Source organism: Pseudomonas sp. XWY-1, from assembly GCF_002953115.1.
Lineage (GTDB): Bacteria > Pseudomonadota > Gammaproteobacteria > Pseudomonadales > Pseudomonadaceae > Aquipseudomonas > Aquipseudomonas alloputida.
Genome location: NZ_CP026332.1, coordinates 2442434 through 2458803, shown reverse-complemented (window position 1 = coordinate 2458803; position 16370 = coordinate 2442434). Strand labels below are relative to the sequence as shown.

General features: G+C 63.4%; 11 protein-coding genes. 4 read left to right on the top strand and 7 right to left on the bottom strand.

The genetic code is table 11. From position 1 onward, the window contains the following. Positions 1-171: 171 nt before the first annotated feature. Positions 172-1545: a nucleotide 5'-monophosphate nucleosidase PpnN gene (gene ppnN / locus PRJ_RS11495; protein WP_014590577.1), complete on the top strand. Its 1374-nt coding sequence runs from the start codon at positions 172-174 to the stop codon at positions 1543-1545. A gap of 121 nt (positions 1546-1666) precedes the next feature. Here the strand turns inward: ppnN and PRJ_RS11490 are convergent, their stop codons facing one another. Continuing rightward, complete coding sequence (locus PRJ_RS11490) at positions 1667-2812, bottom strand: GGDEF domain-containing protein (protein WP_104961440.1); 1146 nt, start codon at positions 2810-2812, stop codon at positions 1667-1669. Positions 2813-3043: 231 nt separating this feature from the next. Further along, positions 3044-4372 carry a CDP-diacylglycerol--serine O-phosphatidyltransferase gene (pssA, locus tag PRJ_RS11485; protein ID WP_104961439.1) on the bottom strand — a complete coding sequence of 443 codons (1329 nt, stop codon included), beginning with the start codon at positions 4370-4372 and terminating at the stop codon, positions 3044-3046. A 181-nt stretch (positions 4373-4553) separates the two neighbouring features. Between pssA and PRJ_RS11480 the strand changes: the two genes are divergently transcribed. Then, entirely contained in the window at positions 4554-5561 is a 1008-nt protein-coding gene (locus PRJ_RS11480) for a GlxA family transcriptional regulator (protein ID WP_019751089.1), read from the top strand. Between the two features lie 254 nt (positions 5562-5815). Here PRJ_RS11480 and PRJ_RS11475 read toward each other — a convergent pair whose 3' ends face one another. From PRJ_RS11475 to katG, 3 genes are all read right to left on the bottom strand, one after another. Further along, positions 5816-7150 carry an MFS transporter gene (locus tag PRJ_RS11475; RefSeq protein WP_064493070.1) on the bottom strand — a complete coding sequence of 445 codons (1335 nt, stop codon included), beginning with the start codon at positions 7148-7150 and terminating at the stop codon, positions 5816-5818. A 162-nt stretch (positions 7151-7312) separates the two neighbouring features. Continuing rightward, positions 7313-8524, bottom strand: coding sequence for a M24 family metallopeptidase (locus PRJ_RS11470; RefSeq protein ID WP_020191657.1), 1212 nt, complete (start codon positions 8522-8524; stop codon positions 7313-7315). Between the two features lie 157 nt (positions 8525-8681). Then, entirely contained in the window at positions 8682-10937 is a 2256-nt protein-coding gene (gene katG, locus PRJ_RS11465; protein WP_104961438.1) for a catalase/peroxidase HPI, read from the bottom strand. 387 nt (positions 10938-11324) lie between these two features. On the opposite strand from katG, the gene PRJ_RS11460 reads away from it, so the two are divergent. Continuing rightward, complete coding sequence (locus PRJ_RS11460) at positions 11325-12230, top strand: LysR family transcriptional regulator (RefSeq protein ID WP_020192324.1); 906 nt, start codon at positions 11325-11327, stop codon at positions 12228-12230. A 59-nt stretch (positions 12231-12289) separates the two neighbouring features. Here the strand turns inward: PRJ_RS11460 and PRJ_RS11455 are convergent, their stop codons facing one another. Beyond that, the gene (locus PRJ_RS11455) at positions 12290-13168 is read right to left on the bottom strand and encodes a DMT family transporter (RefSeq protein WP_104961437.1); all 879 of its coding nucleotides are present in this window, start codon (positions 13166-13168) and stop codon (positions 12290-12292) included. Positions 13169-13412: 244 nt separating this feature from the next. On the opposite strand from PRJ_RS11455, the gene PRJ_RS11450 reads away from it, so the two are divergent. Then, positions 13413-14237, top strand: a complete 825-nt coding sequence (locus PRJ_RS11450; RefSeq protein ID WP_104961436.1) for an aldo/keto reductase — start codon at positions 13413-13415, stop codon at positions 14235-14237. 14 nt (positions 14238-14251) lie between these two features. Here PRJ_RS11450 and PRJ_RS11445 read toward each other — a convergent pair whose 3' ends face one another. Next, complete coding sequence (locus tag PRJ_RS11445; RefSeq protein ID WP_104961435.1) at positions 14252-16351, bottom strand: bifunctional diguanylate cyclase/phosphodiesterase; 2100 nt, start codon at positions 16349-16351, stop codon at positions 14252-14254. Between the last annotated feature and the right edge of the window lie 19 nt (positions 16352-16370).

The window sequence follows — 16370 nt, the reverse complement described above, 5'->3', positions numbered from 1 at the left end:
TCCTACAGGTGGGTGCTGCCCTGAAGACGGCAAGGCCCCTGTAGGAGCGGGTTCACCCGCGAAGCAGGCAGCTCGGTCTCAAGGTTTTTCACAGCCCCCCTCGTTGCCGTCCACATTTCTCGGTATGGTGGTGTCAAAGAAGGATGTTTTACCCGCACAGGAAAGACTTAGATGCCTCAACGCCATGTCATCAATGCATCCGTCAGCCCCAAAGGCAGCCTGGAGACGCTGTCACAACGTGAAGTGCAGCAACTGAGTGAAGTCGGTACCGGTAGCCTTTACACACTGTTCCGCCAGTGCGCCCTGGCAATCCTCAACACTGGCGCCCATGTCGACAATGCCAAGACTATCCTTGAGGCCTACAAAGACTTCGAGGTGCGTATCCACCAACAGGACCGCGGCGTGCGCCTGGAGCTGCTGAACGCCCCGGCAGACGCCTTCGTCGATGGCGAAATGATCGCCAGCACCCGTGAAATGCTGTTCAGCGCCTTGCGCGACATCGTCTACACCGAAAGCGAGCTGGCCAGCCAGCGCATCGACCTGGAGAGCTCCCAGGGCATCACCGACTACGTTTTCCACCTGCTGCGCAACGCGCGCACCCTGCGCCCAGGCGTGGAGCCGAAGATGGTGGTGTGTTGGGGCGGCCACTCGATTAGCACCGAGGAATACCAGTACACCAAGAAGGTCGGCCATGAACTGGGCCTGCGCAAGCTGGATGTCTGCACCGGCTGCGGCCCGGGCGTGATGAAAGGCCCGATGAAGGGCGCCACCATCGCCCACGCCAAGCAACGCATGCATGGCAGCCGCTACCTGGGCCTGACCGAGCCCGGCATCATCGCCGCCGAGGCGCCCAACCCGATCGTCAACGAACTGGTGATCCTGCCAGACATCGAGAAGCGCCTGGAGGCCTTCGTGCGTGTCGGCCACGGCATCATCATCTTCCCGGGCGGTGCCGGCACGGCGGAGGAGTTCCTTTACCTGCTGGGCATCCTCATGCACCCGGACAACCACGACCTGCCGTTCCCGGTGGTGCTCACCGGCCCGCGCAGCGCCGAACCTTATCTGCAACAGTTGCACGCTTTCGTCGGCGCCACGCTGGGTGAAGCGGCCCATCGCCTGTACGAAATCATCATTGATGACCCGGCGGAAGTCGCCCGGCACATGGTCGAAGGCCTCAAGGCGGTCAAGCAGTTCCGCCGCGAGCGCAACGATGCCTTCCACTTCAACTGGCTGCTGAAGATCGAGGAGAGCTTCCAGCGACCGTTCGACCCGACCCACCAGGCCATGGCCGACCTGGACTTGCGCCGCGAGCTGCCGCCCCATGAACTGGCGGCCAACCTGCGCCGGGCGTTTTCCGGGATTGTCGCAGGCAACGTCAAGGACAAAGGCATCCGCCTGATCGAGGAACACGGGCCGTATCAGATCCACGGTGACAGCGCCGTACTGGACCCGCTGGGCCGGCTGCTGCAGGCATTCGTCGACCAGCACCGGATGAAGCTGCCCGGCGGCGCGGAGTATGTACCGTGCTATCAGGTAGCGACCTGACCACGCTGTTTTGCTGATGACGGGCACGGATGCCCGTCAAACGCGGGGGCCGGGTGACGGGAGCGCCTGTATGGATCACCCACAGGGGTTACATGAAAGCTCACCCACCTAGGTGATTCGCTCATTGCCGGAGTTCAACCATCGCCCGCTCGAAAAACCGAATGCTGTCGCGCCCCCCACGTTTGGACTGGTACAACGCCACATCCCCCTGCTCGATCAACGCCGCCAGGCTCGCCGGCGGCTGATCGAACACGTTGGCACCAATGCTCAAGGTAACCGCCTGGGGCGTAGGCACGGTCTTGTCGGCGTACTGCTGGAACTGCTCACGCAGCCCACTCCCCAGTTCCATGACCCGTTCACTGCTCGCGCCACTGAGCAAGATGACGAACTCATCCCCGCCTAACCGCGCCGCCAGCGAGCGCTCGGGCAGCGCCGTACGGATCATCTCGCTCAAGGCAATCAGCAAACGGTCGCCGGCGATATGCCCGTGCAGGTCGTTGACCAGTTTGAAGTTGTCGATGTCGATCAACAGCAATGCCCCGGGTTGCGCCGGGCTCACGTCCTTGAAGAAATGCCCCGCCCGCACCTCCAGTGCACGCCGGTTGTACAGCGCAGTCAGCGGGTCACGGGCTGCCAGCCGGGCAATACGCTCTTCCCGCCGGTAACGTACGGTGCCGGTCATCGACAAGGCAATCAGCATGATCGCCATCGCGCCTTCCACCAGCGAAACCTGAATGATCAGCCCGCCAAAGGTCGCCAGGTCAATCAGCGTGCCTGGCGTGATCGCGATGGCCGCCTTGGCCACATAGAACAGCCCATGGATCAGCAACACATAGCGCAGTTGCACGGCCCCGACACTCAGCGATTTGCCATGTGGCCGCAGCAGGAAACTGGCCTTGAGCGTCAGCGAGGCCACCAACAACGAGTTGACCATCAGCATCACCTTCGACCACTGCGGGCCCACGGGCAGCAGCAGCAAGGCAAACCAGACCACCACAACCATCATCCAGGCGCGTGACAAGCGCTCCTGGGTGAAGCGCAGCACGCCGATCAGGAAAAAAACGTGGGCCACCACCAGCAAGCCATTGGCGAACCAGATGCCGATGAACAGAAAGCCGACCCCGCGCAACAATGCCAGGGTGCTACCAACCGTAATCGTGGCGAAACCCGCACTCCAGTACAGCAACGAGGTTTCGCGCACACTGCGCCATTCAATCGCCAGGTACAAGGCGGCCGCAGCGGCCAAAGCGACTGAAATAGTCAGCATCGTGGGTGGATCTAACGCCATATACGCATTGGCCTGTCTGGTTAACGGGAAAAGGCCCGACTGTATGCGATCGTGATCACGTTCAGAGGGGCCTTGCAAGGTTGCCTGCACATTGTAAACCAGCCCCTGACAAAGGGCCGTGGGCAGCAATATCATAATGACATCAATGCGCGGTGCGTACCACTCTGGCCCTTCGCTGGCTTGCTGGCGACAGGGCCATTGCAGGCGACGTCAGAGCACCCGTTTGATCAACGGTTCCAGCCGGCTATAGCGCAGCCGACGCAGAAACTTGCGCACTTGCTTGGGATGTTCGGCCTTCGCCCCCAGCGCCTCTGCCGAGCCGATTCTCGGCGCAAAGCGCCGCAGCTCGCTCAACTCCGCTTCCCGTGGCGCCAGCCATTGACCCTGCGGGTCGTCGATCAGCAGGCCGTTCTCCAGGTCCAGGTTGAACCCGCGCGGGTTGAGGTTGTTGCCGGTCAGCAGCGAATAACGCTGGTCGATCCAAACGCCCTTGGCATGGAAGGTATGCCCGGGATCGTTCCAGATGCGTACTTGCAACTGGCCGCTGGCAATCGCGGCGTGGCGGCGGTGGGCGAAGGCGCGCAGGTTGTCCTCGTACAGATAGGGCAATGCACCACTGGCACTGAACGGTTCGCCAGGGGCGATGTAGAAGTCGTTGGCGGTGCGGTCACCGACAATCAGCTCCACCCCAACCCCCCGCGCCAGGGCATGGTCAAGTTCGCGCATCACGACCTGCGGCGGGTTGAAATACGGCGTACTGATGATGATCTGCGTGCGCGCCACTGCCAGCAAGGCGCACAGTGCCCGGTTCAGCGGATTGCCACGGCCCACACCCAGCAGCGGGATCACCTGCAGGCCCTGCCCCGTTACGCTGGCCGGTACCTCGTAGGCCATGCGCCGCAGCCGTGCGCGCAAACGCCGAATGTCGCCGCGCAAACTGCGGGTAGAAGGTGGCGCCGGCAGGTCGAGGCGCGGTGTGGCGGTATGGTGCAGCAAACGCTGAACCAGGCCGACCATGGCATCAGCCAGTGCCGGTGACTGGAACAGGTGGTAGCGATCCAGGCGATAGCGGTCGAAACGATGCAGGTAGACGTTGTTCAGACTGGCGCCGGTGTAGATCACGCAATCGTCGATGATGCTGCCTTTGAGGTGCAACACCCCGAACAGTTCGCGGGTCTGCACTGGCACGCCATGGATCGCGATGTCCAGCCCGTGCAACTGGCGCTGGGCCTGGTACCAGGCGGCATTGCCCGGCTGACGCCCGGCCCCCAGCAGCCCGCGCCTGGCGCGGAACCAGTCGACCACGATGGTGATCTCCAGGCCTGGCCGCGCGGCCTTGGCCTGGTACAAGGCATCCAGCACTTCCTGGCCGGCCTCGTCCTCCTGCAGGTACAGCGCAACGATAACAATGCGCCGAGTCGCCGTACGGATGCGCTCGAACAAGCAGGCGCGGTAAGCCCTGGCATCGGGCAGCACCTGGATCGCTTCGGGGGCCATGGCATAGCCTGGCAAGCCCGCCAGCATGGTTTCGGGGTTCACTGACGCTCACCTTCTCTGTGCAATCACTGTCGGCCCCGCCAGCCGGCGGGGCCATTCCTGGCCGCTGCATCCGAGGTGTATGATCGACCCGGCAACGACCCATAACAACAAGAACCACGCGAGGCTCTGCTTTCTCACTGCCCCTGACCAACCAGGCCTCAGCTTGCACAGGAACAGCGCAATGGTCCACCCCGCTTCTGCAAACCTATCGCCGTCTAGTGTAAAGAATTGTTCGGCAAAGACCTTTGGCTTCCTGATTTTGCCCAATTTCACCACTATCGGCCTTGCGTCGGCGGTGGAGACCCTGCGCATGGCCAACCTGGCCGCGCGCAAGCCACTGTATCGCAGTGTGCTGATCGCCGCAGACGACGCGCCGGTGGTGGCCAGCAACGGCATGCGCGTACTGCCCGACTACAACATCACCAACGCCCCCGCGCTGGATGCCTTGCTGGTGGTCGGCGCCAACCCGATCGACCGAAGCCGTAGCAACCGCCCATTGATCGACTGGTTGCGCCAACTGGCCCGCCAGCGCTTGCCACTGGGCGGTATCTGCACCGGTAGCTACCTGCTGGCCAAGGCCGAATTGCTCAAGGGTTACCGCTGCACCATCCACTGGGAAGACCTGCCGACGTTGCAGGCGCACTTCCCCGGTATCGTGATCTCCAGCCAGCTGTTCGAACTGGACCGCGACCGTTACACCTGCTCAGGCGGCGTGGCGGCCATGGACATGATGCTGCAACTGGTGGCCCGGGACACGGGCGGCCAGGACATCGCGGCCAAGGCCGCCGAGCTGTTGCTGTGCGACCGCGTGCGCGGTGAGCGTGAGCGCCAGCGTGTACCGCTGCGCACCCTGCTCGGCAGCGCTCAGCCCAAACTGAGCCAGGTGGTGGCGATCATGGAGGCCAATCTGGAGGAACCGCTGGGGCTGGAGGAACTGGCCAGCCTCAACGACGTGACCGTGCGCCAATTGGAGCGGCTGTTCCACAAGTACCTGCAGCGCACGCCCAGCCAGTATTACCTGGAGCTGCGGCTGTCGCGGGCGCGGGAGTTACTGCTGCGCAGCGACGTGCAAGTGCGTGAGGTGGCGCTGGCCTGCGGCTTCAGTTCGCCTGCGCATTTCTCCAAGAGTTATAGCCGGTTCTTCGGGCTGTCGCCTTTAGGGGAGCGGCGGCAGGCCTCTCTCCATTGAATGGGGTCATGTATTGGCTTGGCTGGCCTCTTCGCGGGCAAGCCCGCTCCTACACGCACGTGGTCCGCCACAGGCTTTTGTAGGAGCGGGTTCACCCGCGAAAGGGCCGGGCCTGCTGGCCAATCTCCACCCGCCGCTCACCGTTGCCGCCGCCACCGTATTCGCGGGTAAAACCGCTCCTACACGCACATCGGTGGTCCGCCACAGGCCGTTGTAGGGGCGGGCTTGCCCGCGAAGAGGCCAGTGCAGGTCAACTAATCTTCAAGGGCCGCGTGCGCCGTCTCCCGACACATCAGCATGGCCACAAGCGCCACCAGTGCTGCCGCCAGCAAGTATCCTGCCGGGGCCAGCTTGCTGCCCGTCACCTGAATCAGCCAGGTGGCAATGAACGGCGCAGTCCCGCCAAACAGCGCATTGGCCACATTGAAGCTCAAGGCAAACCCGCTGAAGCGCACCCGGGTCGGAAAGATTTCGGCTAGCAGGCACGGCAAGGTCCCGTCGTTCATCGCCAGCATCGCACCGAAAAGGATCTGGATGGCCAGAATCACCAGCAGAGGCTGGCCGTCCAGCAGGCGAAACAACGGCACGGTCAACCCCAGGAACAACAGCGAGGCCACCACCAGCATGGTCTTGCGACCAAACTGGTCGGACAGCCGCCCCATCAGGAAGATCAAGCCGATATAGGTGGCCAGCGACACCGTCGAGGCGATGAACGAATCCCGCTCGCTCATGCCCATTTCACTAGACAGGTAGGTCGGCATGTAACTGAGCAACAGGTAGAACGCAACCGCATTAAGGCAGGTGACACCCATGCCGATCGCCAGGCTGCGCCGGTGCTGGCCCAGCAGTTCGCGCAGCGGCGTCGTGGCCATGCCGGCCTTGGTTTCCAGGCGCTGCTCCATCTCCAGGAACTTGGGCGTGTCCTGCAAGCTCATGCGGATATAGCGCCCTACCAGGCCGAACGGCGCCGCCAGCAGGAACGGCAGGCGCCAGCCCCACTCATGCAGGGCTTCACTGCTGAGCAGCTCATGCAACACCGCGACGAACGCCGCACCGAACAACAACCCCGCCGCCGTGCTGGCCGGCACGATGCTGGTGTACAAGCCACGCCGCCCAGGCGGCGCGTACTCGGCCAGGAACGCAGCGGCCCCGGCGTACTCACCCGAGGCGGAAAACCCCTGTACCAGGCGGATCAGCAACAGCAAGGCCGGTGCCCACAGCCCGATCTGCGCATAGCCCGGCAACAAGCCGATGCAGAAGGTGGATACCGACATGATCAGGATCGACCACGAGAGCGCGTTTCGCCGACCGTGTCGATCGCCGAAATGGCCCCAGACGATGCCACCCAGCGGGCGCACCAGGAACGACAGGGCGAATACCGCAAAGGTGGCCAGCAAACCGGTGGTCTTGTCAGTTTGCGGGAAGAAGGTGGCGGCGATGATGGTGGCCAGATAGCCGTAGGCGGCGTAGTCGAACCACTCGACGAAGTTGCCCATGAAGCTGGCCCGGGCGGCCTTGCGCAGCGCCTGGCGTTCGGCGTTGTGTGCGGGGCCGGTGATGGCGGATGGGTCTAGGGTGGTGCTGGACATGACGGGTACCCTCTGGTTCTTTTAATTGGAGGCAGGGTCTGGTGGTCATACGGGGATCTTGTTGTTGTCTGGGCCAGCCTTTTCGCAGGAAACCCCGCGCCTACGACAACGGTGAAATCCCCGTAGGAGCGGGCTTGCCCGCGAAGCAGCCGACGCCGATGCTTATTTGCGAATGATGTTGTGCTCCGGCCCATACGGGAACTTGGTGATGTTCTCGGCGCCGCTGTCGTTGACGATCAGGATGTCATGCTCGCGATAACCGCCCGCCCCCGGCCGCCCTTCAGGCAGCATGATCATCGGCTCGATCGACACCACCATGCCCGGTTCCAGCACGGTATCGATGTCCTCGCGCAGCTCCAGCCCCGCCTCGCGGCCGTAGTAATGGCTGAGCGTGCCGAACGAATGGCCATAGCCGAAGGTGCGGTACTGCAGCAGGTCGTGGCGCAGGAAGATCTCGTTCAGTTCGCGGGCGATATCGCTGCAGCGCATGCCTGGGCGCACCAGTTGCAGCCCGGCTTCGTGCACTTCGACGTTGGCCTGCCACAGGCGCAGGTACTCGTCCGGGCAGTGGTCAAGGAACAGGGTGCGCTCCAGCGCGGTGTAATAACCGGCGATCATGGGGAAACAGTTGAGGCTGAGGATCTCGCCCTTGCCCACACGGCGGCTGGTGACCGGGTTGTGTGCGCCATCGGTGTTGAGCCCGGACTGGAACCAGGTCCAGGTGTCCATCAGCTCGGCGTCCGGGAAGCGTTTGGCAATTTCGCGCACCATCGCCTGGGTGGCATGCAGTGCCACCTCGTACTCGGGCACCTGCTCACGCAGGGCCTCGACCACTGCCGCTCCGCCGATGTCGGCCACCTGTGCACCGTGACGGATAAGCGCCTGCTCCTCGGCCGACTTGATCATGCGCATACGCATGCACGGCGCAGCGATGTCCACCAGCTCGGCCTTGGGGTAGCAGGCGGCGAATTTGCCGTGGTTCTGCAGGTTCAGGTGGTCGTACTCCACGCCGATGCGCGAGGCCAGCGGCAACGCCTGCTGGATGGCGACGAAATAGTTGTCGCGCTGCCAGTCGGTGTAGACGATGTTGTCAGTGCCCACCGTGCGCCGCCAGGGTTGCCCGCCGTCGATGTTGGCGCTGATCGAGACCACCTTGTCCTGGGTGATCACCAGCGCATAAGGGCGGCCGAACGAGCAGTAGAGGAAATCGCTGTAATAGTTGACGTTGTGATACGAGGTGAAGATTGCCGCCTCGATGTCCTGCTCGGCCATATAGGCCCGCAGCCGGGCGTGGCGAGCAGCGTATTCCTGAGCGGAAAAGGTTGGCTGCACCTTGTCGCCATTGCGGATTTTCAGGGTCTTGGGCATTTGCATGGTCGGGGTTCCTTGTCGTTGTGAGCACGCTGTTCAGGCCGGCCGCCTGAGAAGCATTGCAACAGAACCGACGAGGACACTTTTGTATCTATCCGACCTGGAATTGGCGGGATGACCACTGGCCAAGGGGGCGCTGAGCGCCCCCCGCCAGGCAACGCTATTTCAGATCAAAGCGGTCCAGCTCCATGACCTTCTGCCAGGCGGTCACAAAGTCCCGGACAAACTTGTCACCGCCATCACTGCTGGCATACACCTCGCTCAACGCCCGCAACTGGGCATGCGAACCGAACACCAGATCGACCCGGCTACCGCTCCACTTCACCTGCCCGGTCTTGCGGTCACGGCCTTCAAAGGTTTCGTTGTCCGCCGAGGTCGGTTTCCACTCCACGCTCATATCCAGCAAGTTGCGGAAGAAGTCGTTGCTCAGCGTCCCCGGCTTGTCGGTGAACACGCCGAGTTTGCTACCACCATGGTTGGCACCGAGCACCCGCAGGCCACCGATCAGCACGGTCAGCTCTGGCGCGGTCAGGGTCAGCAACTGCGCCTTGTCCAGCAACAGTTTCTCGGCCTTGACGCTGTAGCGTGCCTTGGTGAAGTTGCGGAAGCCATCGGCCAGCGGTTCCAGCACGGCGAACGACTCGACGTCAGTCTGCTCCTGCGACGCATCGACTCGGCCCGGGCGGAACCCTACGCTGCCGCTGTAGCCCGCATCCTTGGCAGCTTTTTCGACTGCCGCGGTACCGGCCAGCACGATCAGGTCAGCCAGGGAAACCTTCTTGCCGCTGCTGTTGAACTCGCCCTGGATCTTCTCCAATGCCGCCAGCACCTTGTCCACGCCCTGGTTTGCAGCCCAGTCCTTCTGTGGCGCCAAGCGCAAACGCGCGCCGTTGGCACCACCGCGCTTGTCGGAGCCGCGGAAGGTCGACGCGGATGCCCAGGCGGTGGAGACCAGTTCACCCACGCTCAAACCCGAGGCCAGGATCCTGGCCTTGAGGGTCGCGATGTCTTGCTCGCTGATCGTGGCTGGGTCAGCTTTGGGCAACGGGTCTTGCCACAGCAACTCTTCATTGGGCATTTCCGGGCCCAGATAGCGCGCCAGCGGGCCCATGTCGCGGTGGATCAGCTTGTACCACGCACGGGCAAAAGCATCCGCCAGCTGGTCAGGGTTTTCTTTGAAGCGGCGAGCGATTGGCTCGTAAATGGGGTCGAAGCGCAATGCCAGGTCGGAGGTCAACATCGACGGTGCATGCCTTTTACCGGGATCGTGTGCATCGGGCACCATGCCTGCGCCTTTGCCATCTTTCGGCCGCCACTGGTGCGCGCCGGCCGGGCTTTTGGTCAGCTCCCATTCAAAGTCGAACAGGTTATTCAGGTACTCGTTGCTCCACCGGGTCGGGGTGGAGGTCCAGGTCACTTCCAGGCCACTGGTGATGGTATCCCCGCCTTTGCCGGAGCCAAACGTGTTGTGCCAGCCCAGGCCCTGCATCTCCAGGCCTGCCGCTTCCGGCTCGGGGCCGACGTTGTCGGCGGGGCCGGCACCGTGGGTCTTGCCGAACGCGTGGCCACCGGCGATCAAGGCCACGGTTTCTTCATCGTTCATGGCCATGCGGCCAAAGGTTTCACGGATGTCCTTGCCCGAGGCCACGGGGTCGGGGTTACCTTCCGGGCCTTCCGGGTTCACGTAGATCAGGCCCATCTGCACGGCGGCCAGCGGGTTTTCCAGGTTACGCTCGGCCGACAGGTCGCGATTCTGCTCTTCACCATGCTTGGCCGGCTCGGCCACCAGGTCACCCTGCCCCGGCGGCTGCGCCTTGACCTGATCCTTGCCGTAACGGGTATCACCCCCTAGCCAGACCTTTTCCGACCCCCAGTACACGTCTTCGTCCGGCTCCCACACATCGGCACGCCCGCCGGAGAAGCCGAAGGTCTTGAAGCCCATGGATTCGAGGGCAACATTACCGGTGAGCACGATCAGGTCGGCCCAGGAAATCTTGTTGCCGTACTTCTGCTTGATCGGCCACAGCAGGCGCCGGGCCTTGTCCAGGCTGACGTTGTCCGGCCAGCTGTTGAGCGGGGCGAAGCGTTGCTGGCCAGAGCCCGCACCACCGCGGCCATCACCAATGCGGTAGGTGCCGGCGCTATGCCAGGCCATGCGGATGAACAGCGGGCCGTAGTGGCCGAAGTCGGCCGGCCACCAATCCTGCGAGTCGGTCATCAAGGCGGTGAGGTCTTTCTTCAGGGCCTGGAAGTCGAGGCTCTTGAACGCCTTGGCATAGTCGAAGTCCGGGTCGGGGCTGGACTTGGAGGAATGCTGGTGAAGAATTCTCAGGTTGAGCTGGTCAGGCCACCAGTCACGGTTGGTGGTGCCGCCACCTGCGGTTTGATGGAACGGGCATTTCGATTCGTTCGACATCTGCGGGTACCTTTGGGTCGGTTATCCAGATTTCCGGTCTATGCCAGTGTTCTTTCAGCCGAGCGGGTGGGCTCGTACTACCCCTCATCAGGTGTACACGGGGCTTGCGAAGCTGTCACGGCGGGGGGGGCACGGTCTTGCACGCAGGTGCTGACGCGCTGCCCTGTCGCGGAATTCGCGGGGCCACGAGAAAGACTAGCCGAGCTTGGGCAGAGTTCTAATAGAGTGGCTGTTGGAGCCTGATAGGCTGGCTCTGTCAGGCGCAGGCCTGTATCGGCCTCATCGCGGTCAAGCCCGCGATGAGGCCGGCACATCCATACAAGGCACAAGGCCCCACGCCATGCTTCAATACACAGCCATACCCTTTGCCCAGGACGCCGAGCCCTCATGAACCGCAACGACCTGCGCCGCGTCGACATGAACCTGCTGGTGCTGTTCGAAGCCCTGATGATCGAACGCAACCTGACCCGCGTGGGTGAAAAGCTGTTTATCACCCAATCCACCGTCAGCGCCGCCCTCGCCCGCCTGCGCGAGCTGTTCGACGACCCGCTGCTGATCCGCAGCGGCCGGGCCATGGAACCCACCCCGCGGGCCATGCAGATCTTTGCTGAACTGGGCCCGGCCATGGACGTGATTTCCGCTGCCATCAGCCGCGCCCGCGAGTTCGACCCGGCCAACAGCTGCAACGTGTTCCGCCTGGGCCTTTCTGACGATGCCGAGTTCGGCCTGTTTCCGGCCCTGCTGCAGGCCCTGCGTGAAGAAGCCCCCGCCATTAGCGTGGTAGTGCGGCGGGCCAATTTCCTGCTGATGCCGGGCCTTCTGGCCAGCGGCGAGATCTCGGTAGGTGTGAGCTATACCACCGACCTGCCGGCCACCGCCAAACGCCGCAAGCTGCGCGACATCGGTGTACGGGTGCTGCGCGCCGACGACCGCCCAGGGCCGCTGACCCTCGACGAATACTGCGCCCGCCCGCATGTGATGGTGTCGTTCTCCGGTGACATGAGCGGCAACATCGACCTCGACCTGGCACGCATCGGGCGTTGCCGCAAGGTGGTGCTGGCGGTGCCGCAGTTCGGTAGCCTACGCGCCCTGCTGCGCAACACCGAGCTGATCGCCACGGTGCCGGACTATGCCGCGTGTGCCCTCGCCGACGACGGCAGCTTGCGCGCCGACCCGGCGCCGTTCGACATCACCGAGGCCGAGCTGTCGATGGTCTGGAGCGGCGCCCAGGACAACGACCCCGCCGAGCGCTGGCTGCGCGACCGCATCCTGCAGTTCATGGCCACGCAGTGATGTCCTCTTCGCAGCGCAACGCTGCGCCTACCGGTCGTACAGCCTGAAGCACGCGGCTGCTATTTGCCGCGCTGCATCCAGGCTGCACCAAGCCCACTGAGGCAGATCACCAAAATCCCCACCAGGCTCAGGGTATCCGGCACCTGGCTGTACACCACGAAGCCAAGCAACCCGGCAAACACGATCTGGCAATAGCTGAACGGCGCCAGCAACGCCGGCGCCGCATGGCGGAAGGCCTGGGTCAACAGCAGGTGCGCAGTCATGCCAAAGCCGCCCAGTGCCAGCATCAACAGGGCATGATCCCAGCGCGGCACCTCCCAGAAGAACGGCACCAGGGCACTCATTGCCAAGGTGTTGCACAAACCCGCATAGAAGTTGCTGGTGGTCGGGCTGTCATGCGCCGCCAGAATCCGCGTCAGCAACTGATAGAAGCAGAAGCCCAACGCCGAACCGAACGGATACAGAATGGCCGGGGTAAACATCGCCCCGCCAGGGTGCACCACCACCAGCACGCCGATAAAGCCCATCACCACCGCCACCCACTGCCCCACTGTCACTTGCTCTTTGAGCAGCGGCGCCGACAACGCGGTGACCAGCACCGGGGCAAGGAAGTTGACGGCCGTGGCCTCGGCCAGTGGCAGGTATTGCAAGCCGGTCGTGAACAGCAGGCTGGTGCTCAGCAGGCTCAGGGCCCGCAAGGTCTGCAATACCGGCCGGCGGGTGCGCAATACGTTGAGCCCAGACTTGGGCAGGAAGATGCCGGCCATCAGCAACGTGTGCACCACATAACGCGCCCACACCACCATGACTATCGGGTACAGGCCACCCAGGAATTTGGACAAGGCATCGTGGCTGGCGAACAGGAACGTCGCCACCACCACCAACGCGATGCCGCGCAGGGGTTGGTTGACGCCGGACAGCGGTGTGCTGGAACTCATGGCTCTCTCGATGACGGCGGGGCAACATGCCTCGCCCAAGGAAGGCCGCGCAGGCATTGCCTGGCGGATGTAACAGCTGGGATTCTAGAAGAGATGGCGCAGAATAAGGAAGTTCATTTGCCGCTTGCCCCGGCCAAGTGCAATTTCTGTTCGCTGATCGACCACTTTCCACCTTGTCTGCATGGCCCGTACACGGTTGATCGCCGACCATCGACCGACCCTGCACACCCTACAAGGAATTTACATGCAAAGGCTCAGCACCCGCACCGGCCTGGACCTGCCCGCCATCGGCCTGGGCACCTGGCCAATGACCGGCAGTGAATGCACCCAGGCCGTGCGCCAGGCACTGGACGTGGGTTACCGGCACATCGACACCGCCACCGCCTACGAAAACGAAGCGGCCGTTGGCCAGGCGCTGCGCGACAGCGACGTGCCACGCGAGCAGATCCACCTGACCACCAAGGTCTGGTGGGACCGCCTGGAGCCCAAAGCCATGCGTCAGTCGCTGGAAGACAGCCTGCGCGCGCTGGGTACCGAACAGGTCGACCTGTTCCACATCCACTGGCCAGGCACGGACTGGGACCTGGCCCGCAGCATCGACACCCTGGTAGCCCTGCGTGACGAAGGCAAGGCGCGCCACATTGGCGTGGCCAACTTCCCGTTGGGGTTACTGCGCCAGGTGGTGGAAACCCTGGGCGCGCCGTTGTCGGCGATTCAGGTGGAATACCATGTTCTGCTCAGCCAGCAACCGCTACTCGACTTCGCCCGCAGCCATGATTTGTTGCTCACCGCCTATACCCCGCTGGCACGCGGCCAGGCAGCGGCGCAGCCGGTGATCCAGGCGATTGCCCGCAAGCATGGCGTGCTGCCCAGCCAGGTCGCGCTGAAATGGCTGCTGGACCAGGACGGCGTGGCGGCGATCCCCAAAGCCAGCAGCCGCGAAAACCAGCTGGCCAACCTGGCCGCGTTGACCGTGCAGCTGGATGACGAAGACCGCGCAGCCATTGCCGGGCTGCCGAAAGACCAGCGCGTGGTTAGCCCGCCGTTTGCCCCGGACTGGAACAGCTGAGGTCGCCGCGCAAGTCATTGTTCTTGGGTGATGACCTGCCTCAACCGCTCGCTCGCCGGTGCCGGCCGCCCGTAAAAGTAGCCCTGGAAGTGCGAACAGCCTTCCGCCGCGAGCCGGCGCATCTGCTCCTCCGACTCCACGCCTTCGGCCGTGGTCTTGATCATCAGGCTGTTGGACAGCTCGGTAATGGCGCGAATGATCGACATGGCCTCGCGGCTGTCGCACATGTCATGCACGAACGACTTGTCGATCTTGATCCGGTCGAACGGGAACGAACGCAGGTAGCCCAACGATGAGTAGCCGGTACCAAAGTCATCCAGTGAAATGGACACGCCCAGGTCTTTCAGCGCGCGCAAGGTGCGCACGTTTTCCTCGCTGTTGCCCAGCAGTACCGACTCGGTAATTTCCAGCTCCAGCCGCTGCGCCGGCAGGCCCGAGTCGGCCAGCGCGAGGGCGACGGTATGCACCAGATCGCCGTTCTTGAACTGCACCGCCGACAGGTTGACCGACACCGTCTGCTCACTGTCCCAACTGGCGGCCTCCTGGCAGGCCAGGTTCAGCGCACGGTTGCCCAGCTCGTGGATCAACCCGGTTTCTTCGGCAATGGGGATGAAGTCCATCGGCATGACCATGCCACGGGTCGGGTGTTCCCAGCGCAGCAGCGCCTCATAACCGGTAACGCTGCTCGTCTGATGATCGACTACCGGCTGGTAGTGCAACTGCAACTGCCCCAGGTGCAGCGCTGTGCGCAGGTCGGTTTCCACCAGGCGGCGCTGGCGGGCGGCAACGTCCAGTTCGACATCGAAGCATTCATAACGATTACGGCCGTTACGCTTGGCCTGGTACAGCGCCATGTCGGCGTAGCCCAGCAGTTGCTCTGCCTGGTCATGGTCATCAGGCGCGATGGCGATGCCGATGCTCACCCCCACCGCGAACTGATGCCCTTCGATCCGGAACGGCGGGCTGATGGCCTTGATCAGGCGCTGCGCGGTATTGCACGCGGCATCCCGCCCCTCCAGGCCCGTCAGCACCACGGCGAACTCGTCGCCACCCAGGCGGGCCAAGGTGTCGTGCTCACGCAGTTCGCGGCGCAGACGCTTGCCCAACTCGCGTAGCAGCTTGTCACCAAAGGCATGGCCAAGGGAGTCGTTGATGTTCTTGAAGTTGTCCAGGTCCAGGCACAGGGCAGCGGTCAGCTTGGTGTTTTCGCTGCCGCGCAACAGGGCCTGGCGCAGCCGTTCGTGGAACAGCGTACGGTTGGGCAACCCGGTGAGCGCGTCATGGTGCGCCATGTGGTGGATCTGCGCATGGGCGGCCAGCTCTTCGGTGGCGTCTTCGGCCACGAACAACACGTAATCGGCCTGCCCTTCGCGGTTTTGACTGAGCAGGGTACGGCTACGCAGTGTGCGTGGGCCGCGGGCGGTGTCGACGCGGGTTTCGGCGGCGTGCCCCTTGGTACTGCGGGCACCCCGCACGAATTGCTGCTCCAGATAGTCACCGGCAGCCGCTGCCAGGCATTCCCTGGGCAACTGGCCGATCATGCTGTGCTGAGGCCCGCCGAACAGGCGTTCGGCCTGCTGATTGGCCAACAGGATGCGCTGGCTTTCCAGGTCCTGGACGATGACGCTCGCGGGAATGTTGGCAATGACCGAATCGAGAAACTGCGACAGCTTGGCCATTTCCTGGCTGTACTGCTCGGCCAGCTCTTTGGCCTGCAGCAATTCGAGCTCCTGGCGGTGGCGTTCGGAAATGTCGCGGGTGACCTTGGCGAAACCCACCAGTTGCCCGGCATCGTCGTAAACCGCTTCGATGACCACATGGGCGTGGAAGGCCGTGCCGTCCTTGCGCAGCCGTGCACCCGTTTCCTCAAAGCGTCCGGTGCTGCGCGCCTGCTCCAGGTTGAATGCCGGCAACCCGGCTGCGCGCTCGGCATCGGTGTAGAACAGCGAGTAGTGCTGGCCGACGATTTCCTCGGCACGGTACCCCTTGGCGCGCTGGGCGCCGGGGTTCCAGTTGGCGACGATACCTTCAGGGGTGAGCAGGTAGATGGCATAATCCACCACGCTCTGGATCAACAGCCGGTACATGATGTCGGGGTTTGCTGCGAGCGACATGAACTTTACCTGAACCTTC

Excerpts from the sequence above, each read along its gene's own strand:
- PRJ_RS11475 (WP_064493070.1), bottom strand. The coding sequence starts at position 7,150 with ATGTCCAGCACCACCCTAGACCCATCCGCCATCACCGGCCCCGCACAC.
- ppnN (WP_014590577.1), top strand. The coding sequence starts at position 172 with ATGCCTCAACGCCATGTCATCAATGCATCCGTCAGCCCCAAAGGCAGC.
- PRJ_RS11470 (WP_020191657.1), bottom strand. The coding sequence starts at position 8,524 with ATGCAAATGCCCAAGACCCTGAAAATCCGCAATGGCGACAAGGTGCAG.
- katG (WP_104961438.1), bottom strand. The coding sequence starts at position 10,937 with ATGTCGAACGAATCGAAATGCCCGTTCCATCAAACCGCAGGTGGCGGC.
- PRJ_RS11445 (WP_104961435.1), bottom strand. The coding sequence starts at position 16,351 with ATGTCGCTCGCAGCAAACCCCGACATCATGTACCGGCTGTTGATCCAG.
- PRJ_RS11450 (WP_104961436.1), top strand. The coding sequence starts at position 13,413 with ATGCAAAGGCTCAGCACCCGCACCGGCCTGGACCTGCCCGCCATCGGC.
- PRJ_RS11480 (WP_019751089.1), top strand. The coding sequence starts at position 4,554 with ATGGTCCACCCCGCTTCTGCAAACCTATCGCCGTCTAGTGTAAAGAAT.
- PRJ_RS11490 (WP_104961440.1), bottom strand. The coding sequence starts at position 2,812 with ATGCTGACTATTTCAGTCGCTTTGGCCGCTGCGGCCGCCTTGTACCTG.
- PRJ_RS11460 (WP_020192324.1), top strand. The coding sequence starts at position 11,325 with ATGAACCGCAACGACCTGCGCCGCGTCGACATGAACCTGCTGGTGCTG.
- PRJ_RS11455 (WP_104961437.1), bottom strand. The coding sequence starts at position 13,168 with ATGAGTTCCAGCACACCGCTGTCCGGCGTCAACCAACCCCTGCGCGGC.